22 protein-coding genes are annotated in these 25,415 nt (G+C 51.4%); 19 read left to right on the top strand and 3 right to left on the bottom strand.

Annotation, left to right across the window (positions count from 1 at the left end):
* Window positions 1–5: 5 nt before the first annotated feature.
* Window positions 6–917 (top strand): glycoside hydrolase family 25 protein, encoded by a 912-nt coding sequence (locus DWZ56_RS20645; protein WP_118558495.1) that lies wholly within the window; start codon window positions 6–8, stop codon window positions 915–917.
* Between the two features lie 87 nt (window positions 918–1,004).
* Here the strand turns inward: DWZ56_RS20645 and DWZ56_RS20640 are convergent, their stop codons facing one another.
* Window positions 1,005–1,841 (bottom strand): hypothetical protein, encoded by an 837-nt coding sequence (locus DWZ56_RS20640; protein WP_118558494.1) that lies wholly within the window; start codon window positions 1,839–1,841, stop codon window positions 1,005–1,007.
* 78 nt (window positions 1,842–1,919) lie between these two features.
* Between DWZ56_RS20640 and DWZ56_RS20635 the strand changes: the two genes are divergently transcribed.
* Window positions 1,920–2,594: a response regulator transcription factor gene (locus tag DWZ56_RS20635; protein WP_118558493.1), complete on the top strand. Its 675-nt coding sequence runs from the start codon at window positions 1,920–1,922 to the stop codon at window positions 2,592–2,594.
* Window positions 2,595–2,599: 5 nt separating this feature from the next.
* Window positions 2,600–3,592 carry a sensor histidine kinase gene (locus DWZ56_RS20630; RefSeq protein ID WP_118558492.1) on the top strand — a complete coding sequence of 331 codons (993 nt, stop codon included), beginning with the start codon at window positions 2,600–2,602 and terminating at the stop codon, window positions 3,590–3,592.
* Window positions 3,593–3,684: 92 nt separating this feature from the next.
* Here the strand turns inward: DWZ56_RS20630 and DWZ56_RS20625 are convergent, their stop codons facing one another.
* The gene (locus DWZ56_RS20625) at window positions 3,685–4,662 is read right to left on the bottom strand and encodes a GH25 family lysozyme (protein ID WP_118558491.1); all 978 of its coding nucleotides are present in this window, start codon (window positions 4,660–4,662) and stop codon (window positions 3,685–3,687) included.
* 181 nt (window positions 4,663–4,843) lie between these two features.
* Here DWZ56_RS20625 and DWZ56_RS20620 point away from each other — a divergent pair, with 181 nt between their 5' ends.
* Window positions 4,844–5,611, top strand: a complete 768-nt coding sequence (locus DWZ56_RS20620) for an ABC transporter ATP-binding protein (RefSeq protein ID WP_118558531.1) — start codon at window positions 4,844–4,846, stop codon at window positions 5,609–5,611.
* Entirely contained in the window at window positions 5,604–7,580 is a 1,977-nt protein-coding gene (locus DWZ56_RS20615; protein ID WP_118558490.1) for an ABC transporter permease, read from the top strand. Before DWZ56_RS20620 ends, DWZ56_RS20615 begins: the two co-directional genes overlap by 8 nt.
* Window positions 7,581–7,587: 7 nt before the next feature.
* Here DWZ56_RS20615 and DWZ56_RS20610 read toward each other — a convergent pair whose 3' ends face one another.
* On the bottom strand, window positions 7,588–8,178 hold the full coding sequence (locus DWZ56_RS20610; protein ID WP_118558489.1) for a GNAT family N-acetyltransferase: 591 nt from the start codon (window positions 8,176–8,178) through the stop codon (window positions 7,588–7,590).
* A 342-nt stretch (window positions 8,179–8,520) separates the two neighbouring features.
* Between DWZ56_RS20610 and DWZ56_RS20605 the strand changes: the two genes are divergently transcribed.
* From DWZ56_RS20605 to mutS, 14 genes are all read left to right on the top strand, one after another.
* Window positions 8,521–8,832 carry a TIGR04076 family protein gene (locus tag DWZ56_RS20605; RefSeq protein ID WP_118558488.1) on the top strand — a complete coding sequence of 104 codons (312 nt, stop codon included), beginning with the start codon at window positions 8,521–8,523 and terminating at the stop codon, window positions 8,830–8,832.
* Between the two features lie 30 nt (window positions 8,833–8,862).
* Entirely contained in the window at window positions 8,863–9,459 is a 597-nt protein-coding gene (locus DWZ56_RS20600; RefSeq protein ID WP_118558487.1) for a Maf family protein, read from the top strand.
* Window positions 9,452–9,706, top strand: a complete 255-nt coding sequence (locus tag DWZ56_RS20595; protein WP_118558486.1) for an HAD family hydrolase — start codon at window positions 9,452–9,454, stop codon at window positions 9,704–9,706. Before DWZ56_RS20600 ends, DWZ56_RS20595 begins: the two co-directional genes overlap by 8 nt.
* A gap of 211 nt (window positions 9,707–9,917) precedes the next feature.
* Window positions 9,918–10,553, top strand: a complete 636-nt coding sequence (locus DWZ56_RS20590; RefSeq protein WP_118558485.1) for a corrinoid protein — start codon at window positions 9,918–9,920, stop codon at window positions 10,551–10,553.
* Window positions 10,550–11,818, top strand: a complete 1,269-nt coding sequence (locus tag DWZ56_RS20585; protein ID WP_118558484.1) for a helix-turn-helix domain-containing protein — start codon at window positions 10,550–10,552, stop codon at window positions 11,816–11,818. The genes DWZ56_RS20590 and DWZ56_RS20585 overlap by 4 nt, the downstream gene beginning before the upstream one ends.
* Before the next feature lie 32 nt (window positions 11,819–11,850).
* The gene (locus DWZ56_RS20580) at window positions 11,851–12,846 is read left to right on the top strand and encodes a uroporphyrinogen decarboxylase family protein (protein ID WP_118558483.1); all 996 of its coding nucleotides are present in this window, start codon (window positions 11,851–11,853) and stop codon (window positions 12,844–12,846) included.
* 15 nt (window positions 12,847–12,861) lie between these two features.
* A complete protein-coding gene (locus DWZ56_RS20575; RefSeq protein WP_118558482.1) occupies window positions 12,862–13,986 on the top strand; it encodes a uroporphyrinogen decarboxylase family protein in 1,125 nt (374 codons plus the stop codon).
* A gap of 9 nt (window positions 13,987–13,995) precedes the next feature.
* Window positions 13,996–15,522, top strand: coding sequence for an ASKHA domain-containing protein (locus DWZ56_RS20570; protein WP_118558481.1), 1,527 nt, complete (start codon window positions 13,996–13,998; stop codon window positions 15,520–15,522).
* Window positions 15,523–15,616: 94 nt separating this feature from the next.
* Window positions 15,617–16,168 carry a DUF2284 domain-containing protein gene (locus DWZ56_RS20565; protein WP_118558480.1) on the top strand — a complete coding sequence of 184 codons (552 nt, stop codon included), beginning with the start codon at window positions 15,617–15,619 and terminating at the stop codon, window positions 16,166–16,168.
* Window positions 16,169–16,373: 205 nt separating this feature from the next.
* Window positions 16,374–17,522: an exonuclease SbcCD subunit D gene (locus DWZ56_RS20560; protein ID WP_118558479.1), complete on the top strand. Its 1,149-nt coding sequence runs from the start codon at window positions 16,374–16,376 to the stop codon at window positions 17,520–17,522.
* The gene (locus DWZ56_RS20555) at window positions 17,519–20,101 is read left to right on the top strand and encodes an AAA family ATPase (protein ID WP_118558478.1); all 2,583 of its coding nucleotides are present in this window, start codon (window positions 17,519–17,521) and stop codon (window positions 20,099–20,101) included. Before DWZ56_RS20560 ends, DWZ56_RS20555 begins: the two co-directional genes overlap by 4 nt.
* Window positions 20,102–20,162: 61 nt before the next feature.
* Window positions 20,163–21,215, top strand: a complete 1,053-nt coding sequence (locus DWZ56_RS20550) for a peptidylprolyl isomerase (RefSeq protein WP_158584680.1) — start codon at window positions 20,163–20,165, stop codon at window positions 21,213–21,215.
* A gap of 103 nt (window positions 21,216–21,318) precedes the next feature.
* Entirely contained in the window at window positions 21,319–22,755 is a 1,437-nt protein-coding gene (gene miaB / locus DWZ56_RS20545; RefSeq protein WP_118558476.1) for a tRNA (N6-isopentenyl adenosine(37)-C2)-methylthiotransferase MiaB, read from the top strand.
* Window positions 22,756–25,413 carry a DNA mismatch repair protein MutS gene (gene mutS, locus DWZ56_RS20540; RefSeq protein ID WP_243095399.1) on the top strand — a complete coding sequence of 886 codons (2,658 nt, stop codon included), beginning with the start codon at window positions 22,756–22,758 and terminating at the stop codon, window positions 25,411–25,413. It abuts the gene before it with no gap.
* The last annotated feature ends 2 nt before the right edge of the window (window positions 25,414–25,415 follow it).

Genomic DNA, 25,415 nt, shown 5'->3' with positions numbered 1-25,415 from the left:
ACAGGATGAGCTGGGGACAGAGGGAACGCAATAAAAAGAAATGGATCTTTATTTTGTCGGCGGTGCTGGCTGTGGCAGTCATCGCAGCGGTGATTGTGATCGCCGTGATGCTTAATAAAAAGGAAAAGCCTGCGGATGCGGACGTTCCGTCCTCTGTGAATACGGCTAAGGTCATCACCATGAGGGACAGCAGCCTGGGGGAGATCTGGGTGCCTGTCCGGGAGGAGCTGGCTAAGAATTCCTATAATCCGGATCAGATCGATACCAGGAGAGGGCTTAAAACCTATAATGAAAACGGCGTGGTGGTCAGCACGGTCGGCGTGGATGTGTCCTATTTCCAGAAAGAGATTGACTGGCAGAAGGTGAAGGCGGACGGCATCGACTTCGCAATGATCCGGCTGGGCCTTAGGGGATACGGTACCGGGGCCATCGTGATGGATGAGGATTTTGAATATAATATAAAGAATGCTCTGGAAGCCGGACTGGATGTGGGGGTATATTTCTTCTCACAGGCGACCAGCCCTCAAGAAGCGAAAGAAGAGGCCGAATATGTGATCGATGTCCTGAAGGATTATGAGATCACGTATCCGGTAGTGTTTGATCTGGAAGTGATCCGCCAGGACAACTCCAGGACCAATGAGCTTAGCACACGGACAATGACAGAAGCCTGCGCAGCCTTCTGCAAAAAGATTAAGGATGCCGGATATCAGCCGATGTACTATGCCAATAAGAAATGTGCAGTGCTTAAATATGATATGGCAGAACTGTCGGACTACGATCTCTGGTATGTGGATTACAATGACGTCTTTGATTTCCCTTATGAATTCGCGATGTGGCAGTACACTAATAAAGGCACGGTGGACGGCATTGAAGGTGAAGTGGATCTGAATCTGTGTTTTAAGAAGTACGGCAAATAAAAAACGGTTAAAAGCCTTCTTAAAAGGAGCGGCGGCAGTGGGATAAGCCGTTTCTTTGGAAGGCTTTTTGATTTTATATGGAACCTGTTACCGTGGGGCATATCTGCGCGCATCCACGCCGTAAAGCTGCACCGTTTCCAGCAGCGGGCTGTCCGCCAGGTCTGCAGGAGTGACCAGGACACCGCCGTCTCCGTCCAGATCGATATCCGACTGCATATAGGCCTGCCAGACCAGATGGGAACAGTAGGTTCCGGCCACTTTTTTACCCGCATAGAATTTAGGTTTTAAAATACCGACGGTCAAATCATAGGGGATGCCGGTAAGACATTCTTTGGCATACCGCACCACAGCTTCCGCCTGTTCATCTGTAATTTTCCTCACCCTTAAAACAATAAAGGAGGGGTAGGTCAGCCAGCCCTCCAGAGATTTTTCGCGGGCGGGCTTACCGAGCGCCCCGGCCTCCAGTACCAGGCCGGCATCCGCATCCGTCACCAGGGCCGCATGCCCGTTTCTCCAGCCGAAGGTGTGGCTGCAGCAGGTGATGAGGATATCTCCGTCATGCAGCGGCGCCAGCCGGACGGGCGTTTCTATGCGTTCTTCCATTGTGATCGGGCTGATTCTGCTGCAGCTCCATTTCGTATCCAAGAAAAATAGTTCTTGATAAGCCAGCACTTCTCCTTTAAAATCAGAAGTGGCGGCGCGAAGTTCATCAAGCGCGGTCTGTCCGAGGCCGGTCTGAAGAAAAAGTGTGCGGTAATCGTCTTCTGTAAAGCGGGGTTTATTCAGCAGATCATCAAGATCCGTGCGCGCGTATTCGGGCAGGTGACGGGCCAGAGGCTCCGTGCTCACCGTGCAGAACCACAGCAGAGCTGTCAGGACGGACACCGACAGGAGAATCACAAGTGAGATCCGTTTCCATTTCATATTCAATCACCTTCAGGTAGTATGTCCTGTTCTGATGAAAGGATTCTTATTTCCTGGCGGCTTTAGGGAGGTAAATGTATGTACCGAATCATGATTGTTGAGGACGATCCGACCATTGCAGAGATGCTCTCTTCCCATCTTAAGAGCTGGGGGATGAAAGCCTGCGCCGTGAAAGACTTCCAGAATGTGATGGCGTGTTTCGCGAAGGTTTCACCGCATCTCATCCTGATGGATATATCCCTGCCTTTCTTTAACGGCTATCACTGGTGCGGTGAGATACGTAAAATCTCCAAAGTTCCGGTGATCTTTGTTTCCTCCGCCGGCGATAATATGAATATCATCATGGCCATGAATATGGGCGGTGACGATTTCATCACAAAACCCTTTGACCTCGATGTGCTGGTGGCAAAAATCCAGGCGCTGCTTAGACGCGCATATGACTTCCAGGGGAGTGTAAATATCATGGAATACAGAGGCGCAATTTTGAATCTGGGAGATACGACGCTCACCTTCGGGGATCAAACGCTGGAGCTTACGCGCAATGAGTTCCGCATACTGAAGACACTGCTTGAGCATAAAGGCAGCGTGGTTGCCAGAGAGGCGATTATGAAGAAGCTGTGGAACGACGAATGCTTTATCGATGACAATACCCTGACAGTCAATATCAACCGCCTGCGCAGGAAACTTAAGGAGGCAGGGCTTAAGGACGCGATACAGACCAAAAAAGGGATCGGATACCTGATGGGAGATTAGTGCATATGGGACTGCAAAATTATCTGAAATCCAGAGGAAGCATTATCTGCGGCTTTTTCTTTATCATTCTCTGTTATGGAATCGTTTATTTCCTTTATTATACCGAGGCAGAGGCGTTTATCTATGGAACTGAGGTTGTGACGGCGTGCGCTATCTGTGTGCTGATCATGGATTATATGAAATATTTAAGGCGGCATGCGAGCGTGCAAAGGCTGCTTTCTATGCAGGAATGGAGCGTCGCGGATCTGCCGGATGCGCCGTCGGCGGAATGCCGCGATGACAGGCTTTTGCTGGAACGGCTTCTGGAGAGGAACAAAGACCTGATATCCCAGGCGGACCGCGCCAGGACCGATCAGACGGATTACTATACGATGTGGACGCATCAGATAAAAACGCCCCTGTTCGCCATGAAGCTTCTGATAGAATCGGATGTGGGCATTACTGTAAGGGGGAGCATGGAACAGGAACTGTTTAAAACGCAGGAATATGTGGACATGGCTCTGCAGTATCTGCGCATCCAGTCCATGTCGAACGACCTTGAGATCAGGGAGTGCTCGCTGAAGGATGCGGTGCACAGCGCGGTAAAAAAGTATTCCGTGATCTTTATCCATAAGAAGCTGAAAGTGAAGCTGGATCAGCTGGAGGTCATGGTGCTAAGCGATGAAAAGTGGCTGGTTTTTGCGATAGAACAGATTTTATCCAATGCGCTCAAATATACGGAAGAAGGCGGCGTCCATATTTACTGTATGGAAAAGTCCAAGATGCTTTTCATCGAAGATACCGGTATCGGAATCCGTTCCGAAGATCTTCCGCGGATCTTCGATAAAGGGTTTACCGGATACAATGGGAGATCGGGTAAAAAATCCACCGGTATAGGTCTGTATCTGTGCAGGCAGGTGCTGGATAAGCTGGGCAATACGGTATCCGTAGAGTCGGAGCCCGGAAGAGGGACCCGCTTTTGCATAGACTTAAACAGGGATCCGATTGAAATCTTTTAAAGCTGCCTATTAAAGCAGCTATTAACAGGACAAAAAGGGATGCTGCAAACAGGACTCTTACGTTTGCAGCATTTCCCCGTTATGGCATTTACTTATCTTGCGATTTTAAGAATCTGTCCGGGATAGATCCGGTTCGGATCCGGTATGCGGTTTAATTCAGCCAGCTCCTTTACTGTGGTCTTATACCGTTTGGCAATGGCGGACAGGGTATCGCCTCGTTGGATCGTATAGAACCGGTAGGCGCTTTCGTCGCTGCCTGCGCTGTCCAACGGGATTTTCAGCGTCTCTCCGGCATAGATTCGGTCAGGGTCGCTGATCTGATTGAAACTGGCCAGAGCGGCTACAGTTATATGGTACAGTCTGGCGATGCGGCTTAAGGTATCCCCTTTCTTTATCCGATAGGTGAGGATCTGCGTGGTTGGAAACGGTGGATTGCCCGGATCAGGCATCACTGTAATTTCATTCAGATAGATTTCCTTTGTAAAACGGTTTCTGTCCACATTGGTCCGTATGCCGTTCACCCGTCCCCTGTTCGTGTACTGCCAGCCAGTCCAGGCTTCCCAGGGGCCTGCATCTTCAGGAGAAGGCACTCCATACTGTGCGACCCATACAGGATAGACGGAAAGCGCGGGGTCCAGCCTCTTAAGCTTGGACACACTGCCATAGATGACGCCGTTTTCCTTCAAACGGCCGCTAAGCTCTGTAAGAAAGGCCCGAGATATTTCACTGATTTCTTCGTCGGACAGGCCGTCCAGCAGTTCGAAATCCAGCGCCGGACGCAGATCCGCTTCCTTTCCCTGTATTGTGGACATAAAGAAATGTGCCTGCTGCCTGGCCTGCCCCGCCGAACGGGCGGTCAGATAGTGGTAGAAGCCGACAGAAAGCCCTGCCGCTTTGGCGTCTTCATAATATCTTTCAAAATTAGGCTCAATGAAACGAAAGCCCTCGCTGGATTTTATATATACGAGCTCAATGCCGGAATCCCTGACCTGGGAAAAATTGATGCTGCCCTGCCACTGGCTGACATCGATGCCCTCATAGACCGGTGTGCTTACCGGAGGTACTGCCATAAGATCACTCCTTTTTTAATGTGCTGCTATAGTATATGGTATTTCTTACATAAATGTAAGCCATATCCCGTGATTGTAAGACAAATCTATGGCAGCGCTTATGCTTCTGTAATTATAATAATATCTGTAAACAGACAGCCGGAGAGGAGAAAAAGGGCTCTTCGGAGAAATGGAGGAAATTATGGCACTGCTGGAAGTAAATGATGTAAAAAAAATATATACCACGCGTTTCGGGGGAAACCAGGTTCAGGCCCTGTCCGGCGTTACCTTTACGGTGGAAGCGGGGGAGTATGTGGCGATCATGGGGGAATCCGGCTCTGGAAAGACCACCCTGCTGAATATCCTGGCCTCGCTGGATAAGCCCACAAACGGCACGGTGACCTTGGACGGCATGGAGCTTACAAAAATAAAAGACAGGGAAATTTCGGCATTCCGCAGAAATAATCTGGGATTCGTATTTCAGGATTTTAACCTGCTGGATACATTTTCGCTAAGGGACAATATTTTTCTGCCATTAGTGCTGGCGGGGCGCTCCCATGAGGAGATGGAGGAAAGGCTCACACCGATTGCTGCCAGTCTCGGCATCAGCGATCTGCTGGGAAAGTATCCGTATGAGGTGTCCGGAGGCCAGAAGCAGAGGGCGGCAGTGGCCAGAGCCCTGATCACGTATCCTAAGATCATTCTGGCAGATGAGCCCACCGGAGCTCTGGATTCCAAGGCGTCCATGAAACTGCTGAATATCTTTTCGCAGATCAACCGGACGGGGCAGACCATCCTGATGGTGACCCATTCGACACAGGCGGCCAGCCATGCGGGGCGCGTTATGTTCATTAAGGACGGAATTGTATTTAACCAGATTTACCGGGGAAACTTGAATCAGCAGGAAATGTACCAGAAGATTTCGGATACGCTCACCGCGCTGGCACAGGGAGGTGGGGAAGATGCATAAGCTGCTGTTTTATCCCAGGATGGCCTTTCACAATCTGCTAAAAAACCGCCAGACTTACTTCCCGTATCTTTTGACCTGCCTTGGCACTTATATGGCCTCTTATATTTATATGACCATTGCCTATAATAAGGGGCTGGAGCAGATGCGCGGCGCGGATAACATGAAAACTATCATGGAACTGGGCGTAGTGATTATCGGTATATTTGCGGCCGTCTTTTTATTTTATACTAACAGCTTTCTGATTAAACGCAGAAAAAAGGAGCTGGGCCTGTACTGCATCCTCGGCATGGAAAAAAGGCATGTGGGTCTTATCCTGCTGTTTGAAGTCCTGCTCACCTTCCTGGTCTGCGTCATCCTGGGCACGCTTGGCGGTTATGTGTTCGGCAGGCTTTTATTTCTGCTTCTGCTGCGCATCGTGAACTTTCAGGTGCCGCTGAAGTTTTATTTTTCTGCCAGAGCATTTTTCTCAACGACACTGTTCTTTTCGGCGATCTTTGCGGTAAATCTGTTAAACAACATCCTGCAGGTGCGCCTGGCCAATCCGGTGGATCTGCTGCTTGGCAGCAGCAGAGGAGAGAGGGAGCCGAGGGCTTCCTGGATTCTGGCTGTGGCAGGCGCTGCGGCACTGGCGCTGGGATATACGATCAGTGTGACCACTCAAAGCCCGCTGGAGGCGCTGACGGTTTTCTTTTGCGCCGTATTGCTGGTCATTTTCGGCACCTATGCGCTGTTTACTTCGGGCAGCATTGTGCTGCTGAAAACTCTGAGAAAGAAAAAAGATTTTTACTACCGCCCGCAGAACTTCATCTCTGTTTCTGGCATGATCTACAGGATGAAACAAAACGCGGTGGGATTGGCTAACATCTGTATCTTAAGCACAATGGTGCTGGTAGTTCTGTCCGCCACCATCAGCCTGTATATGGGCCAGAAAGGCACCATAAACACCCGCTATCCAAACGATCTGGCCGTCACCGCCAGGGAGCGGGAGCTGAATGCCGATGCGGTAAGCCGTATACTTGAAGAAGAGGCAGAGCAGTTCGGTATCGGAATTACGGGCAGTTTTTCTTATCATTATGCCAATGTGATGACCTTAAGAAACGGCAGCGGCATTTCCGTACTGCCGGACGTGGACAACGCCAATATGCGGAATAATCTCTTCATACTGAACCTGCTGCCTCTTGAGGAATACAATGCCCTTGCTGGCACACAGGCTGTGCTGGCGGATGATGAGGCTCTGGGATTTCCTATCAAGGGATCGCTGGGTACGGATGCCCTTTTGGTGGGCGATCTTTCTCTGAAATACAGGGAACTGGATTCGTTTCCGTTAGCCGAAAAGCGGGACTATATATATCAGGAGGAATGCTGGCTGGTGGTAAATGAAAATACCGCGCAGCGCATTGCAGACCAGCTTAACACAGACTATCTTCCGCTGGTGCTCTGGAGCCAGAGACAATGCATGGATCTTACGGGCGATGCGAAGGACTGCTATGAGTTTTCGCTGGCAGCCAAGGACCGCCTGTACCAGGAGGCTGAAGTTTCCCTGGTAGAAAGCCGCCAGACTGCGGAGGCCGATTTCTATATACTCAACGGAGGCTTTCTGTTTCTGGGAATCTTCATGGGCATGCTGTTTATGATGGCGGCGGCCCTGATCATTTATTTCAAGCAGATGTCGGAGGGATACGACGATCACCAGCGGTTTGAAATCATGCAGAAGGTCGGCATGGATGACAGAGAAATACGTAAAACCATCAGCAAACAGATCCTAATGGTGTTTTTCCTCCCGCTGCTCACGGCGGTGCTCCATATGTGCTTCGCCTTTCCGGTGGTGTCCAAGCTCCTGATGATGTTCGGGCTGTTTGACAGACGGCTGTTTTTCCTGTGCACAATGGCGGCGGCGGGAGTGTTCGGCGTGTTCTATGTACTGATCTATCACAGGACGGCAAAGGTGTATTACCGGTTGGTGAAATGATAGTGCGTCATTTCAATGCTTTTCGCACAACTGCTCTGCCTTCCCGTTCAGCATATGTATGGAAACCGCATTTTTCATACATGGCCAGAGGTCCTCTGAATTCATCTTCCGTACCGATGAGATCTTCGTTGGCATAGGCCTCAACAAAATCAAAGCCGTCGTCGGCAGCGTCTTTGCAGACACGCTCCAGCAATTGGGTGGCTAAGCCTTTTCTCTGCATATTCGGCGCGATTACAAAACAGAAGACGGATTTTACCCTGACATCCTCCGGGTATTCCTCTATGGGCCAAAAAGACCGCAGATAATCGATGCAGAGGCTGCAGTCCGCGTTGGCATTGCACCATCCCACAACCTCACCGCCATAGTAGGCGAGATACCCCTGCAGACTGCCGGATCTGACAAACTGAAGGGCGTGTGCCCTCCTTTCCTCGGGTGTAGAAAACCAGTGGTCACCGTTGCCGATATAAGAATCATCGCTGCGCCAGGTGACACAGTAGCATTTGCCACCGTCGGTAAGTACGTTGTGCGGGGTGACGTCAAAGAAATGGGCATAATCTTCAGCGAGGTCAGGAGTAAGTTTTCGGATTTCGAATTCCATTGTTTTGCACTTCCTTTCTGATGCGTTTATACATCGGTGCAATTTTTGCCTGTTACGTTCGGGTTTCTACTAAAAATAGTACCATATGTACAGACTGTTTGCAAACAGATGTAAGTGCCAGACCAATTTGAGTTAAAGTTCAAACCAGGGCTGTGCTTTTGATTTATTTAATGTGAAGATTTTGTTGAGGAAGAACAGGTTATTGAGTATAATGAAGAAATATAAAGAGTTTGTGTTGGATTATAAAAGCAGTGAGGTTAAATGTGAAAATGAGTTGAGCAGTAACACGTAACTTGACAGGAGCGTACGTTTGCTGCTGCCATGATAGATTGGAGAACGTCTATGAAGAAATGCAGAATAACTGTAATGAAGATGTCCTGCTATCAGGATCTGATCGATTTATATGAGAATCCGATGGAACATGCCTGTGATATGAAACCCGGACAGATATTTATCTCGAATGGCTGGGAGAAGCCGCCCGGCATGTGTGACAGCGCATGGCAAAGCATGTCCGCATTTGTGATGGCGCTGGCTCACGGCGGTGAAAATCTGTATGACGGCTGGATGAAGAATCCGAAGTCAGCCATGATCAGCTGCAATGACGGGTTCAGGCCGGTCAGTTTTTTGATTGAAGCATTGGATGAGGATGAATAAAAAAATAACGATTAGAAACGGAGAACAATCATGAACTTAAAATACCCGGTAATACTGGCTTCCGCTTCCCCCAGGAGGAAAGAACTCCTGAAGCTGGCGGATATTGCATTTACAGTTCACCCATGTGAAGAGGAAGAGGTGATCAAAAGCAGCGATCCCAAACAGGTTGTGATGGATCTGGCCTGCCAGAAGGCCTGCGCCGTTGCAAAAGAGTATGAAAGCGGCGTCATTGTGATCGGGTCGGATACGGTGGTGGCGCTTGATGGCAGGCTGCTTGGAAAACCGAATTCCAAAGAGGAAGCTAAGGTTATGCTTAAAATGCTTCAGGGACGGGAGCATTTTGTATACACTGGGGTGGCTATATTGGTAAAGCAGGGCGGAGATACCGTGCGGCACATTTTCTGTGAGAGCGCGCGGGTTACGATGTATCCGGTCAGCGAGCGGGAGATCGTGAAATATGTTGAGACCGGAGAACCTATGGATAAGGCGGGAGCCTATGCGGTTCAGGGAAAAAGCAGCGTGTTTATACGGAGCGTGGAGGGGGAATACAATACGATTGTCGGGCTTCCGATCGCCCGGCTGTATCAGGAATTAAAAGAGATGGGACTGGAGGAAGTTCATGATTAAGTTAATCTGTACGGATATAGACGGAACCTTAGTGGGTGAGGGAAATACGGCGGTTAAACAGGAAGTGTTCGATGTGATTTTGAAGCTTAAAGCTACGGGGATCCATTTCGCGGCAGCCAGCGGCAGGCCGGCGGCAAGCGTTGAAAATGTGTTCGAACCGATTAAGGAAAAGATATTCTATATCACGGACAACGGCTCCTATATCGGCAGCTACCGCCGGGAGCTGTTTATTAACGGATTCCTATAATGAAGACGGGGTCCTAAAGGTTTTAAAAAAACTGCTGGACAGAGAAGCTCCCTTTTGTTTCAATGACTGCGAAAAAAGGTAACAGGTTCAGGATGTGAAAAAATAGCAGGATAATGCTATAAATAGCCTGTTTTGCTGTTGTATTTCGTAATTAAGCTATTGTATAATGAGAAAAACGATATGAAATGCAACATTGTAAAGGAGTGTAATTATGAGTGTATTTGAGGAGATTTCAGAAAAGCTGCAGAGGGGAAAAGCAAAGGATGTAGCGGCGCTGGTGACAGCGGCGCTGGAGGCAGGCGAGAAGCCTGAAGCTGTGCTGAATGAAGGCCTGATCGCCGGTATGAACATCGTAGGAGAAAAATTCAAGAAGGCTGAGGTGTTCGTACCGGAGGTGCTGGTTGCTGCAAGGGCGATGAACGCAGGTCTGAAGGTGCTTCAGCCCGCGCTGAAGAGTGCCGGTGTAAAACCTGTCGGCAAAGCTGTCATATGCACGGTTAAGGGAGATATGCATGATATAGGCAAAAATCTGGTGAAGATGATGATTGAAGGCCAGGGAATCGAATGCATTGACCTGGGCGTGGACGTGGATCCGGAGAAGGTTGTGAACGCGGTGAAAGAAAGCGGAGCAGAACTAGTATGTCTTTCCGCGCTGCTGACAACGACAATGACTGCCCAGAGAGATGTGATCGAGGCGCTTAAAGAGGCCGGAATCCGTGATCAGGTGAAGGTGATGGTCGGAGGAGCACCTGTGACTCAGCAGTACGCGGATGAAATCGGAGCGGACTGCTATACGCTGGATGCGGCATCCGCTGCACAGGCCGCCAGGTCGTTCTTTGCAGCATGAAACATCTGATCGATCTGCTCGACCGGGGCGAGCTGTACGATATTTTCAGAAACTTCGGGGATATGAGCGGTCTGGGCGTTTCTTTGCGGGATCTGGAGGGAAAAGAGCTGATGTCCTATTATAAGGATGGGGGCGCGTGCATCTGCAACATGATAAACGGCAATCCGATCTGTGTAAAGAATGTCAGCTATAGCGGCCGTCTGGCGGCGAATCTGGGGGAGCCCTATATCTATGTCTGCGGCTGTGGACTGGTCATGAGCGCTTCGGCGGTCATGCTGGAGGATGACCTGATCGGTGCCGTGTTCTGCGGGCCGGCCATGCTGTGGGACGCCGATGAATATGCGCTGGATGAGCTGGAAAAGAATACGGTACATACGGTGCTGACCGATGCGGACAGGAAACATATTGCGGCGAATACGCCGCAGTATTCCTGCTGCCAGATCAGAAGCGCTTCCGGAATCCTGTTCCGGCTGGTGAACTATATGTGCAGGAGCCATATGGATATCTTAAACCAGAGGCAGGAAATTACAAAACAGCAGGCAACGATCTCCGTGCTGATGTCGGAAAATCGCCAGCAGCTTACAGCGGGTAAACGCACAGGCTTTTACTCCCCGGAAAACGAAAAAAAGCTGATGAATTCAGTCCGCTTTGGGGACAAAACGGCGGCCAGAAGGCAGCTGAACAATGTCCTGGCGGATGTATTTCTGTATTCCGGCGGAAAACTCATGACTATTAAGGCAAAAATCTATGAACTCATAGGATTTTTGTTCAGGGCGGCCTCTGAGGCTGGGGCTGCGCAAGAGGAGCTGTTGAAAGCAGCCAGAGAATCGCAGAAGATTCTGGAAGATGAGATCAGCTTTGAAGATCTGTGCTACTGCACAAGCGTCACGATTGAACGCTTTATAGATGCGGTCTATAACGGAGGACGCAACATTCCCGGAGCGCGGTATCTGGCGGCGGCGATGACGTTTATCGCTGAGAACTATGCCTGTAACATAACAATCAAGGATGTGGCTTTTGCGGTGGAAATCAGCACATCCTATCTGTCGCATCTGTTTCACGACGGGTTGGGAACCACATTTATTTCCTATCTCACCTCAATACGCATTGAAGCCGCCAAGGAGCTGCTGATGGCAAGCAGCCTGACGGTCACGGAGATATCGGCAAGGGTCGGATACACGGACACGAATTATTTTATCCGAGCCTTTAAGAAATCCTTAGGGATCAGTCCCGGCCAGTACAGACAGCAGAATACGGTGGGATAAACGATACAAACTCAGGGAGAGGATTATAGCTTATGAATATGAATGAATGGATGGGAAGGCTTGCAGAAAGCAGGAAACCGATGCCGGTTCTATCTTTTCCGTCGACGCAGCTAATGGGTGTCAGCGTATATCAGCTCACTCATGACAGCGGCATACAGGCGGAGGGAATACAAAAGGTCGCGGAGAGAACGGATGCGGCAGCGGCCGTATGCATGATGGATCTGTCGGTGGAAGCGGAAGCCTTTGGATGCGAGATAAAGAAAAGCGAAAACGAGATTCCTACCGTTGTGGGAACCCTGATTGCAGATGAAGAGGAAGCCGAGGCGCTGCGCGTCCCTAAGGTGGGCGACGGGCGCACTGGCGTTTATGTGGAAGCTGCCGGGAAAGCGAAGGTAATGATCACGGACCGGCCGGTATTTGCCGGGATGATCGGTCCTTTTTCTCTGGCAGGAAGGCTGATGGATGTCTCAGAGGCTCTGGTTAACTGTATCGTTGAACCGGATTTTGTCCATGCCGCATTAAAAAAGGCAGTAGAGTTTCTGACCGAATACGCGCTGGCATACAAATCCGCGGGACTTGACGGCATCATGATGGCGGAACCGCTTTCCGGGCTGCTCTCACCGGACCTTGAAAAGGAATTTTCCGCGCCTTATGTGAAACAGCTCATTGACGCTGTCCAGGATCAGAACTTCGCTGTGATCTACCATAACTGCGGCCCCAACACTCCGCTTATGACGGAATCCATCTACCAGAACGGCGCGGCAGCCTTCCATTTCGGCGACGCGGTGGATCTGGTGCAGATGCTTGAGAAGATGCCGGAGGATAAACCTGTCTGCGGCAACATCTCGCCTTCGGCTCTGTTTATGAACGGGACAGAAGAAGAAATTTATTCCGCTACGCAGGAGCTGATGAGACGGTGTGCAGGCCACAAAAATTTTGTGCTGTCTTCCGGATGTGATATACCTCCGGCTTCCAGCTGGAAAAATATTGATGCGTTTTTCAGGGCATCCGCGGATTTCTATAAATAAACAGGAGAGTGTGTTATGACAAATAGAGAACGTGCATTGAACCTGCTGCATTTTAAACCGGTGGACCGTCTGCCGGCCGTACATTTCGGCTATTGGCCGGAACTCCTGGTGGAGTGGGCCGAGCAGGGCAAGATCCCGGCAGAGCTGTCCCGGGGCTGGGGGGACGGAAATGATAAGGATATGGAACTGGATAAGCTCATAGGCTGGGATTACAACTGGTCCCATGTACACGGCCCTGTTATGGGGCTGTTCCCGGCATTTGAAAAGACGGTGCTGGAGGTTCTGCCGGACGGCACACAGCGCGTACAAAACAGCAGCGGACTGATCGAACGGATGCATCCGGGAGTGGTGTCCATTCCGCAGGAAGACGATTATCTGCTCAAGGACCGTGAAGCCTTTGAAACGCTCTATAAGCCCAAGATGCAGTTTAGCGCCGATCGGATCGATACCGAATATTGGAAGAAGTATAATGAAGAAGTATATGATAAACTGGATGTGCCGCTTGGCATTTCCCTGGGATCTGTACTGGGTGATATTCGGAACATGGTTTCTGTAATCGGCATGAGCTATCTGATGTATGATGAGGATGAAGATCTGTTCGCCGATATCATAGATACATATGCAGAAATGCAGTACAGGTGTGTGGAGGCAGTGCTTGAGGCGGGCGCCCGGTTTGACTTCGGACATTTCTGGGAGGATATCTGCTTTAACAGCGGTCCGCTTTTGTCCCCGGCTGTGTTTGAAGAGCTGTGTGCGCGCCATTACAAACGCCGCTGCGATCTGCTTCGTAAATATGGCATCGATCTTATTTCTCTTGACTGCGACGGCGTTACGGAGAAGCTGCAGCAGACATGGCTGGATAACGGAGTGAATATTTTGTTTCCCATAGAGGTGGGCACCTGGGGCGACCAGTTTGAACCTGCAAGGAACCGTTTTGGAACGCGGCAGCTGGGCGTCGGAGCGATGGATAAGACAGCACTTCGCAAGGATAAGGCCGCTGTGGATGCCGAGCTTGAGAGAATACGCAGGATGGTGTCGCTGGGCGGTTTTATTCCCTGCCCGGACCACCGGCTGATGCCCGGAACGAAATTTGAACTGGTGCAGTATTACGCGGATGAAATTAAAAAGATCCGCCCTTAAGGTGATGACATGTCTTATAAGATGATAGAGATACCGCCCGGAAACGGCGGACAGAAGCTTTCAGACTGGCTGCGGGCCAGCGGTTATGAGATCCCTCTCGACTGCGGCGGCCGCGGCGTCTGCGGCAAGTGTAAGGTCCGGGTGGCAGAGGGAAACTTTCCAAGTGCAGAGGATCCTTTAAAGCTGCTGCCGCCGGATGAAAACGGCGATATACGGGCCTGCCGCGCACTGTGTCCGGACGGCAGCGCGAAGATTTTACTGAAGGATATGGGCGGCCAGGGACTGACGGAATTTACGTTTGTATCCGAAGAAGCGGATGGAAAAGGGGTTGCGGCAGCCCTGGATATCGGAACCACCACGGTGGCTGCGGCGCTTGTGGACAGGGAAACGGGCCGGATACTGGATACTGTATCCAATCTTAATCCGCAGCGAAGCTACGGTGCGGATGTGATCAGCAGGATTGCCGCCGCAAAGGACGGGAATCTTTTAAATCTGCAGAGACAGATACTCTGCGCGGCTTCGGATATGCTGACAGAGCTTTCGGAAAGGAATCCGCAGAAGAAACCTGAATGCATGGCGGTCACCGGCAATACGACGATGCTCCATCTGTTCTGCGGGATTTCGCCGGAGGGCATCGGGACATATCCTTTTACGCCGGCCTTTACAGACTTAAAGGAGCTTGACGGACAAAAGCTTTCCCTTCCGGTGGAGCGCGTGATCTTACTTCCTTCCGCCTCGGCCTTTATCGGAAGCGATGTCATAGCCGGCGCATTGGTCTGCCGGATGCGGGAGCTTAGCGGGCCTTCTGCGCTTCTTGATATCGGAACTAACGGCGAGATGATCGTATGCACAGGACGCGGAAGCGGCAATAAGCTATATGCCGCTTCCGCGGCTGCAGGTCCCGCTATGGAAGGCGCTAATATATCCTGCGGAACCGGCGGCATCGATGGTGCGGTATGTGCGGTTCTTGCGGAATCGTTTCGAACAATACAGGATAAACCGCCCTGCGGCCTGTGCGGCTGCGGTCTGGTGGATCTGATTGCGTCTCTTTTGGATCAGGGGCTGTTAGATGAGACGGGGAGCTTAACGGAGGATGCTTATACCTTAAAGGGATCCCATCTCTCGGCTGATGGGCAGATGCTGTCCGCATGTTCGGAAACGCCCATTGTGCTCACCCAGCAGGATATTCGTGAGTTCCAGCTTGCCAAAAGTGCGATTCGGGCAGGATTTGAAGCTCTGCTTGCGGAGGCTGGGATCCTCACGGAGCAACTGGAGAAGGTTTTTATTGCTGGCGGGCTGGGATATTACATGAATATCCGCAGCGCGGTCCGCACAGGGCTTCTGCCCGCAGAAGCCCTGCCTGTCATCGAAGCGGTCGGAAACAGCTCCCTTGCAGGGGCAGCGCAGTGTTTAAGTTCATCCGGAGCGATTTCGGATGCAGTCAGGCTCGCCTGTGAGTGTGAAATTGCAGAGCTGAATTCTTCCGCCTTATTTAATGAGCTGTTTATTGAAAATATGCTTTTTCCTGAAGATTAGTAACCGCTCATGCGGCGCATCTTCTTAAACGAAAAGATCTGCTTTTGCAGCACTTTTTTCGCCGCCTGAACTTACGTAAAATAGGAGAGTCGAGATGTCAGTGTATGAAAAACTGAAACGGCTGGCCGCCGATACGGACAGCCTCCCATATCCCATACATGAATACGCGTTTATGAAAACAGAGGAGATCCCTTTCAGCCCGCAGGTGAGAGAAGCATGCGAAGCAAATATGTGCGGCCGATACGGAAAGACCTGGATGTGCCCGCCCGGAGTGGGGGACTGGCGGGAACTAAAAGAGCTCTACAGCGGATACCAAAACGCATTTGTCTATACTACAAAGCATGATTTAGAAGATTCCTTCGACTGGGAAGGGATGCAGGAGGGCGGCAGGCAGCATGCTTTGGTGGATGATGCGCTGCTTGAGGAGCTTAAACAGGAGCCTGAACCTCACGATCTGTCCGGAGCCGGTTCTTGTTCCCTCTGTGAAAAATGCACCTATCCGGACGCGCCGTGCCGTCACCCCGACAAAGCGCGCAGGTCCCTTGAGGCCTGCGGAATCGATGTGGTCGCGCTGTCAAAAGCTGCGGGGCTTCATTATATCAACGGGGAGAATACGGTAACTTATTTTTCGATTCTTTATTACTAGCAATCATAAGACTTTGAACAGTAACATAAATAAGCGGCTGAACCGTATCTTCACATCGGGATTTAGCCGCTGCTTTTTTGACTTATTGAGCAAAAAATGCTATGCTTAAGGATCACACTGCGGCGGGAAGGGATTATGCCGCTAAAACGGCCAGCCATAGGCGTAAAAGCCCGCGAGCGGGATTCATTTTATAGGAGGGACAGTCATGAGATTTTTGCATACGGCAGATCTGCATATAGGAAAAGTAGTGAATGAATTTTCAATGCTGAAGGAACAGGAGGCAGCGCTGGATCAGATCTGTTCCTATGCCGCCTCTTATCAGGTTTCTGCCGTGATTCTGGCAGGGGATTTGTATGACCGGTCCATCCCCCCGGCAGAGGCGGTCTCGCTCATGGATGCCTTTCTGACCCGTCTTGCAGATCTGAATATCTGCGTCATGGGCATTGCGGGTAACCATGATTCTCCGGAACGCATCAGCTTTGCCAGCCAGATCCTGGCGGGCAGAGGCCTGTATCTGTCCGGCACGGCGCAGAAAGAGCTCTGTATGACCGAGCTTAAGGATGAATACGGCGCCGTACGGTTCTATCTGCTCCCCTTTTCCAGGCCGGCGGTCAAAAAGGAACTCTACGGGGAGGATATGCCGGATTTTGAGGCGGGTGTCCTGGCGGCGCTTTTGCATAACCCGCCGGAGCCCTCCCTGCGCAATGTGCTGGTGGCGCATGAATTTGTCACTTCAAAAGGCGCAGATCCCGTGCTGTCCGATTCCGAGGTTCGGGTCAGCGTGGGCGGCAGCGACCGGGTGGATGCGGGCTGCTTTGCGGCCTATGACTATACGGCTCTGGGGCATATCCACCGCTGTCAGAGAATCGGGGAGGGGAATATATGGTATGCCGGTTCTCCGGTTAAATATTCTTTTTCAGAGTGCGGACAGGATAAGTCGGTAAATCTGGTGGAGCTTGGCAAAAAGGGTGAGGTGAAGGTTACGCAGCTTCCGCTAAAACCGCTCCATGATATGCGCAGGATCAGGGGCAGTCTGAAGGAACTGACAAAGGAGGAGATCGCATCTTTAGCGGACCGGAGAGATTATCTGGCTGTGGAACTCACCGATGAAGAGGAACTGTTTGACCCCATGAGCGCGCTGCGAAGCGTATATCCCAATGTGATGCAGCTGTCCATTGTTAAAAATTTGCCTTTAAAGCAGCCGGAATATCAGGGGGCTTTTGGAATCAGGGAAAAGGATGAGCTGGAGCTCTTTGAGGAATTTTTTCTGGAAGTGACAGGCAGACAGATGGATGAACGGCGCAGGGAGATGTTCCGGCAGGCGGCGGATGAGGCGAAGGAGAAAGAAATATGAAACCGATACAGCTTAGCATATCGGCCTGGGGGCCCTATAAGGATCTGGTGGAAATTGACTTTGAAAGGGCGTCTGCCCAAGGGATTTTCCTGATCACCGGCCCTACGGGCGCCGGCAAGACAACTGTATTTGATGCGCTGACCTTCGCATTGTACGGAAATGTCAGCGGAAGCGTCCGGGAGAAGGATTCTCTGCGCAGCGACTTTGCGGCGGCGGATGTGAGGACCTTTGTGACGCTTTTATTCCGGCATCGCGGCGCCAGTTACCGGGTGACCAGAAATCCCCGCTACGAAAGGCCGAAGCTTAGGTCGGGGGGCACCACCCTTGAAAGAGAAAATGCCATCTTTTACCGTGGGGATGAACTGCTTTGCGAGGGAAGCCAGACGGTGACGGAGAAGATCACAGGGATCTTAGGTCTCCAGTACAGCCAGTTTAAACAGATCGCCATGATCGCTCAAGGGGAGTTCCAGGAACTCTTAACCGCCTCTTCCAGGGAGCGCACACAGATCTTCCGCAATATCTTTCGCACCAGGATCTATGATGCTATCCAAAACGTGCTCGCAAGCCGTGCAAAGGAGATGCTCGCGGACATCGGCCGGCTTAAAACGCAGTGCGACGAAGTTGTGCAGTCTGTCCGGTCGGATGATGAGAACTGGAAGACAGCCTGCTCTTTGAAGGATAAAAATTACAGTGCTCTGCTTCGCATGGCAGAAGAAGCGCTAGCCCAGGACCGGCGGCTTTTGAAAAATTTGGATGCCAGGACAGAACGCCTGGAGGCATCCGTGCGGCGGCTCATGCTCCGGACGGATGCGGCCAGAGAGCTGAACCTAAAGATAGACCGTTACCATGAATGCTGCCAAAAGCTCGCGCAGTTAAGACAGGAGGAGGCACGGGCAAAACGGGCCAGGAAACAGCTGGATGCCAGCAGCCGCTTTCTTAAGGCGAAGCCGGCATTCGAGGCGCTTAACAGCGCACGGATGAGACTGAAGGAGGCGGAGGCGTCCCGGCTTCAGGCCGAACGAACTCTCGCCGGGCTTAACAGGGAGTTCGCTAAGAAGCAGCAGGAACAGCAGCGCGCGCCTAAAAGGGCTGCTCTTCTTGCGCAGCTGGAAGAAAAGCTGCGGAGACAGAAGCTTATGGAGGAAAAATGTCTGGAGCTTATGAAGCGCGAGGCAGAGTTGAAACAGAGACAGGACATCTATTTAAAACTTGAAGAAGATGCCAAAAGGGCGCGAAGCTTGTATGAGGGGAAAGAGACTCTGTTTCGCAGAGAAAGCGCAGGTATTTTAGCCGCCGGTCTAACGGAGGGACAGCCCTGCCCGGTGTGCGGATCCGTACATCATCCCAGTCCGGCCAGAGCGGCGGAGGGAATACCGGATCAGAAGGAGTTAAACCGGCTGAAGGAACAGGCAAAAAAAAGGGAACAGGAGCTGTCTGCGGCGCATGCGCAGGCGGCCGCCGCCAATGCTCTGGTTTCTGGGCTTAAAAAAGAAGTGGGCTCTCACAGGGCGGATTCGCTTGCAGCGCAGATAACGAAAAACGAGGATAGGATAGAAGATCTGAAACTGCGCCTTGCGCGGGCACAGGAAGCTTATACAGAAGTTCATCTGGAACTGGAGAAACAGCGTTCTTGGACGGACAGCTGTCAAAAGGCCGCAGCTGTGGCTGAAAAAGAGCTTACAGAGGCGGATATGCTGTGGAAATCCTGCATGGAGCAGTGCGGTTTTACTTCCGTGACCGCCTACAAAAATGCGGAGATGGAGGAGACAGCGCTGATCGGCCTTAAGGAGTATATCGCGGGCTTCGACCGGGATCTGCACGCGGTTACCCTGCAGAAGCTCCAGCTTAAGGAGGAGCTTAAGTCCGCGCAGAAAAAGGATCTGGACAGTCTGGAGGGCAGCCTTCAAAAGACCGATTCTCTTTTAAAGGAAACCAGAAAACAGAGGGATGACGTTAACGCCAGGGTGGTAAGCAACCGCCAGGCGGTGCGGACATTGGAAGATAAACTCAAACAATCGGAGAAGCTTAAGGAAGAGTTCGGCATCCTAAGGGATGTGGAGCGGGCCGCCAACGGATATAATCCCAAGAAGCTGATCTTTGAACAGTATGTGCTGTCGGTCTATTTCGATGATATCCTGACAGGCGCCAACCTTAGGCTTACGGCCATGAGCAACGGCAGATATGAGCTGTTCAGGACACAAAGGGCTCTGGATTTAAGGAGCAGAGAAGGAATGGAACTTGAGGTGCTGGACCATTACACCGGCAGAAAGCGTTCGGTGAAAACCTTATCCGGAGGGGAAACCTTCAAGGCGGCCCTTTCCCTGGCGCTGGGCATGTCCGATGTGATCCAGGCCTATGCCGGAGGCATCGAGATCGATGCGCTCTTTATCGACGAGGGGTTTGGAGCGCTGGACGCAGAATCCATGGATCAGGCAGTGGCTGCGCTTTTGTCCCTGGTGCAGAAGGACCGCATGATCGGCATTATTTCTCATGTGGATGAGCTGAAGGAACGCATAGAATCTCAGATCGAGGTGGTAAAGACCAGCACCGGAAGTCGGATTATGCAGAAATCTTTTTGATTTTGTCGGCCTTTTGTGTTAGAATAGCAAAGTGTAAAAAGAACAGGAGAAAATGTCAAATATGAAACGATATGTGAAGAGGCTGCTGGCAGGTATTCTGACTGCCCTTCTGTTTTTGACAGGCTGCAGCAAACTGGCGGACAAGGATATACAGTTTACGGTGGGTTTAAATGAAGACCAGCTGTTTAAAATCGGCAGGGAGACGGCGACCGTGCCCGAGGCCATGATCTTTGTGACCACGCAGAAAAACATCTATGAGAAGGCCTATGGCTCCGAGATCTGGGACATCGATCTAAGCAACGGGACCTTTGAGACCTATGTCAGAGAGTCTCTCCAGAATTTCCTTGCCCAGATGAAATGTATGGTGCTTATGGCGGCAGACCGGGGCATTGAGCTGACCGAGGAAGAAAAACGCCTCGCAAAGGAAGCGGCGGACGCTTATTACGGCAAGCTGTCCGAAGCGGATATCGCATATATGAAGCTGACGCCTGGGACAGCCAAATCTGTATATGAGCAGTACTGTCTGGCCAATAAACTGGTGGAGGAGCTCACAAAGGATGTGAATGTGGAGGTCAGCGACAGCGAGGCCCGGATCATACAGGTGGAGCAGATTCTGATCAAGACCTATGCGGTGGATGCAAACGGAAACCAGGCCCCCCTGTCGGAGGAAGATAAGGCGGCAAAGAGGCAGACCGCAGAAGAAGCGCTTCATAAGGCAGAGTCCGGAACAGATTTTTCCGTGCTGGCCGAGAGCTATAACGAAGGAGATGCTGTCAACTACAAGGTGGGCCGCGGCGAATTTCCCGAGAGCTTTGAAGAGGCAGCCTTTGCGCTTTCCGACGGGGAGTTGAGCGGCATTGTGGAGACGGAATACGGTTACCATATCATCAAGTGCATTGAGGATTATGATATGGAGGGAACCGAGATGCATAAGAAAGAAATCGCCGAGCGCAAAAAATCGGAGGCGTTCTCTCAGGTATATGATACTTTTACCGCAGGACTGACCGCCGAATATAACAAGGCTGCTTGGGATCAGATCCGTTTTACCGGGGAAGCCCGTGCAGAGGGCGCTGATTTCTATGAGGAATACAAGGCGGTTTTCGGAGTGCAATAGGTCATCAGCCTGCGGCTGGTGACAAGTAAAATAGGAAGCACACTGAAGTGTGCGCAGGTCATCAGCCTGCGGCTGGTGACAAGTAAAGGAGAAGTAAGATTACATGACAGAGCAGAACAGCATCGCTGCCTGTGAGGCGGTTCCGGAAAAGGAACCCTTTCGGCAGCAGTACTATATGGAACTGGTCAGGACCATTGTGGAAAGAAGGGCCAAAGAGCTCGGGCGGCCGCTGACGGCCTGCATTCAGACCTTCGGATGCCAGATGAACGCCCGTGATTCGGAAAAGCTGATGGGCATCCTTGAGAGCGTGGGATTTACGCAGTCCGAAGATGAGGCTTCGGATTTCGTGCTTTATAACACATGTACTGTAAGGGATAATGCGAACCAGCGGGTATATGGCCGCCTTGGCTATTTAAACAGCCTGAAAAAGAAAAATCCGGAAATGATCATCGCGCTGTGCGGCTGCATGATGCAGGAACCGGCCGTGATTGAGAAACTGAAGAAAAGCTACCGGTTTGTAGATATCCTATTCGGCACTCATAATATTTTTATGCTGGCGGAGCTCTTATACCGCCGCATGACCGGGGAGAAGCAGGTGGTGGAAATCTGGGAGAGCACGGACCAGATCGTAGAAAACCTGCCTGTGGAGCGCAAGTACCCGTTCAAATCAGGCGTGAACATCATGTTTGGCTGCAATAACTTCTGCAGCTACTGCATCGTCCCCTATGTGAGGGGTCGTGAACGGAGCCGCAGCCCGGAGGATATCGTGGAGGAAGTGCGCCGGCTGGTGGCGGACGGTGTGGTAGAGGTCATGCTGCTGGGGCAGAACGTCAATTCTTATGGCAAAACCCTGGAAAATCCGATTTCTTTTGCAGAGCTCTTAAGAAAGGTGGAAGCCTTGGAAGGGCTTGAACGCATCCGGTTCATGACGAGCCATCCGAAGGATCTGTCCGACGAGCTGATCCAGACGATGAAGGAATCCAAAAAAATCTGCCATCACCTGCATCTGCCCCTGCAGTCCGGCAGCAGCCGGATCCTTAAAGAGATGAACCGCCGGTATACGAAGGAACAGTATCTGAACCTGGTGGATAAGATACGGGCGGCCATACCGGATATCGGACTGACTACGGACATCATTGTGGGATTTCCGGGAGAAACGGAAGAGGATTTTGAGGAAACCATGGATGTGGTGAGAAAGGTGCGCTACGACAGCGCCTTTACCTTCATATATTCCAAGAGGACGGGAACGCCGGCGGCAGCAATGCCGGATCAGGTGCCGGAGGATGTGGTAAAGGCCAGGTTTGACCGCCTCTTAAAGCAGGTGCAGGAAATCGCCGCTCAGGTATGTGAGCGGGATCTTGGCACCGTGCAGACCGCTCTGGTGGAAGGCATGGATGACCACTGTCCGGACACGGTGACCGGGAGGCTTGGCAACAATATCATGGTGCATTTTCCCGGCACGAAAGATATGATCGGCAAGATCTATCCGGTACGTCTCACAGAGGCAAGAGGATTTTATTATATGGGAACGAGGGACTAAATGGAACAGGTACAGCTAGAACAGTTGTCGCCCATGATGCAGCAATACATGAAGACAAAAGAGGAAAACGGGGACTGCATTCTGTTTTACCGGCTGGGCGATTTTTATGAAATGTTTTTTGATGACGCGGTGACGGTTTCTAGGGAACTGGAACTGACTCTGACCGGCAAGGAGTGTGGGTTAAAGGAGAGGGCGCCGATGTGCGGTGTGCCCTACCATGCGCTGGACACCTATTTAAACAGGCTGGTTCAGAAAGGGTACCGCGTCGCGATTGCGGAGCAGATGGAGGATCCGAGGCTTGCCAAGGGACTTGTGAAGCGGGAAGTGGTCCGTATCGTCACTCCGGGCACAATTATCAGCGATCTGGCGCTGGATGAGGCCAAGAACAACTATCTGATGTGCATCGTATACATTGACAGGACCTTTGGGCTTGGGGTGGCGGATATATCCACCGGTGATTTTCATGTCACCGAGGTGGACTCGGTCTCCAGGCTGGTGGATGAAATCAATAAATATATGCCGTCGGAAATCATCTGCAACGAAGCTTTTTACATGAGCGGTGTGGATATTGAGGATTTAAAGGAAAGGCTGTCCCTTGCGATTTCAGCGCTGGACAATTACTATTTTGACGATGACCGCTGCAAGTCCATCTTAAAAAGCCATTTTAAGGTAGAACGCCTGGAGGGTCTGGGCCTGGAAGACTACGAGACCGCCCTGATTGCGTCCGGCGCCCTGATGCAGTACCTTTATGAGACGCAGAAGAATACACTGGAGCAGCTGACCACGATACACCCGTATCAGATCGGTAAATACATGATCGTCGATACTTCAACCAGGCGGAACCTGGAGCTGGTGGAGACTTTAAGGGAGAAGCAGAAGAGAGGCTCCCTGCTGTGGGTGCTGGATAAGACGAAAACGGCCATGGGCGCGCGCATGCTCCGCAGCTATATTGAACAGCCGCTGATCGATAAAAAGGAGATTACGGACCGGCAGGATGCGATCGAGGAGCTGTGCAGAAACTACATCACCCGGGAGGAAATTGCCGAATACTTAAATCCGATCTACGACCTGGAGCGCCTGGTCAGCCGCATCACCTACCGCAGCGCCAATCCCAGGGATTTAATTGCATTTAAGAAATCCCTGGAGATGCTCCCTCCTATAAAACAGCAGATCGGATCCTTAAACAGCCCGCTGTGGCGGGAGATCTGCGATGAGCTGGATACCCTGGAGGATGTGTACGCGCTGATCGACCAGTCGATTCTGGAAGATCCCCCTATCACGATCCGGGAGGGCGGCATTATCAAAGACGGATACAGTTTTGAGGCGGATGAACTGCGCAGGGCCAAGACCGAAGGCAAGGGGTGGCTGGCTGAGCTTGAGACAAGAGAGCGGGAGAAGACGGGCATTAAGGGCCTCCGTGTCAAATACAACCGGGTGTTCGGCTATTATCTGGAGGTTACGAATTCCTTTAAAAACATGGTGCCGGACTATTATGTGCGCAAGCAGACACTGACCAACGCGGAACGCTATACGACGGATGAGTTAAAGCATCTGGAGGATGTGATCCTGGGCGCAGAGGACAAGTTATTTGTGCTGGAATACGATCTGTTCTGCCAGGTCAGAGATGAGATTGCCGCCGCAGTCGTGCGCATACAGAGCAGCGCCAAGGCCATTGCTAAAATCGATGTTCTGACTTCACTGTCTTCTGTAGCTGACCGCAATAATTTTGTGCGGCCCCATATCAACGAAAAGGGAATCATTAACATCAAGGACGGCCGTCATCCGGTGGTTGAACAGATGATTCACGGTGAGATGTTCATTTCCAATGATACTTATCTGGATAACAGCGCCAACCGCGTATCGATCATCACTGGCCCCAATATGGCCGGTAAATCCACTTATATGCGCCAGGTGGCGCTGATCGTGCTGATGGCTCAGATCGGCAGCTTTGTCCCGGCAAAGAGCGCCAACATCGGCATCTGCGACCGCATCTTTACCAGGGTCGGCGCATCTGACGACCTGGCCAGCGGCCAGAGTACCTTTATGGTGGAGATGACGGAAGTGGCCAACATCTTGAGAAATGCAACCAGAAACAGCCTGTTGATCCTTGACGAAATCGGTCGGGGGACCAGTACTTTTGACGGATTAAGCATCGCCTGGGCCGTGGTTGAGCATATCTCAAACGTAAAAACGCTGGGGGCCAAGACGCTGTTTGCCACCCATTACCATGAGCTGACGGAACTGGAAGGGACACTTGGCGGCGTCAACAATTACTGCATTGCGGTGAAGGAAAAGGGTGATGATATCGTATTTTTGCGAAAGATCGTAAAGGGCGGCGCCGACAAAAGCTACGGCATCCAGGTGGCTAAGCTGGCGGGAATCCCGGAACCGGTAATCCGCAGAGCCAAGGAGCTGGTGGAAGAACTAAGCGATGCGGACATCACTGCCCGTTCCAGAGAGATTGCCGCGACCTATCAGAACAAAAAATCAGTCGTACATATGGACGAGGTGGACATGTCACAGCTCACGCTGTTTGACACGGTGAAGGAAGATGATATCATAAACCAGATCACGGAACTGGATCTTTCGGGAACAACTCCCATTGATGCTTTAAACCTGCTTTACCAGTTTCAGACTAAGCTTAAGAATCGAGTGTGAGT

The organism is Lachnotalea sp. AF33-28 (assembly GCF_003477885.1).
Lineage (GTDB): Bacteria > Bacillota > Clostridia > Lachnospirales > Lachnospiraceae > AF33-28.
Note: the sequence above shows the minus strand (reverse complement) of the source record. Positions and strands in the feature narration are given on the sequence as shown.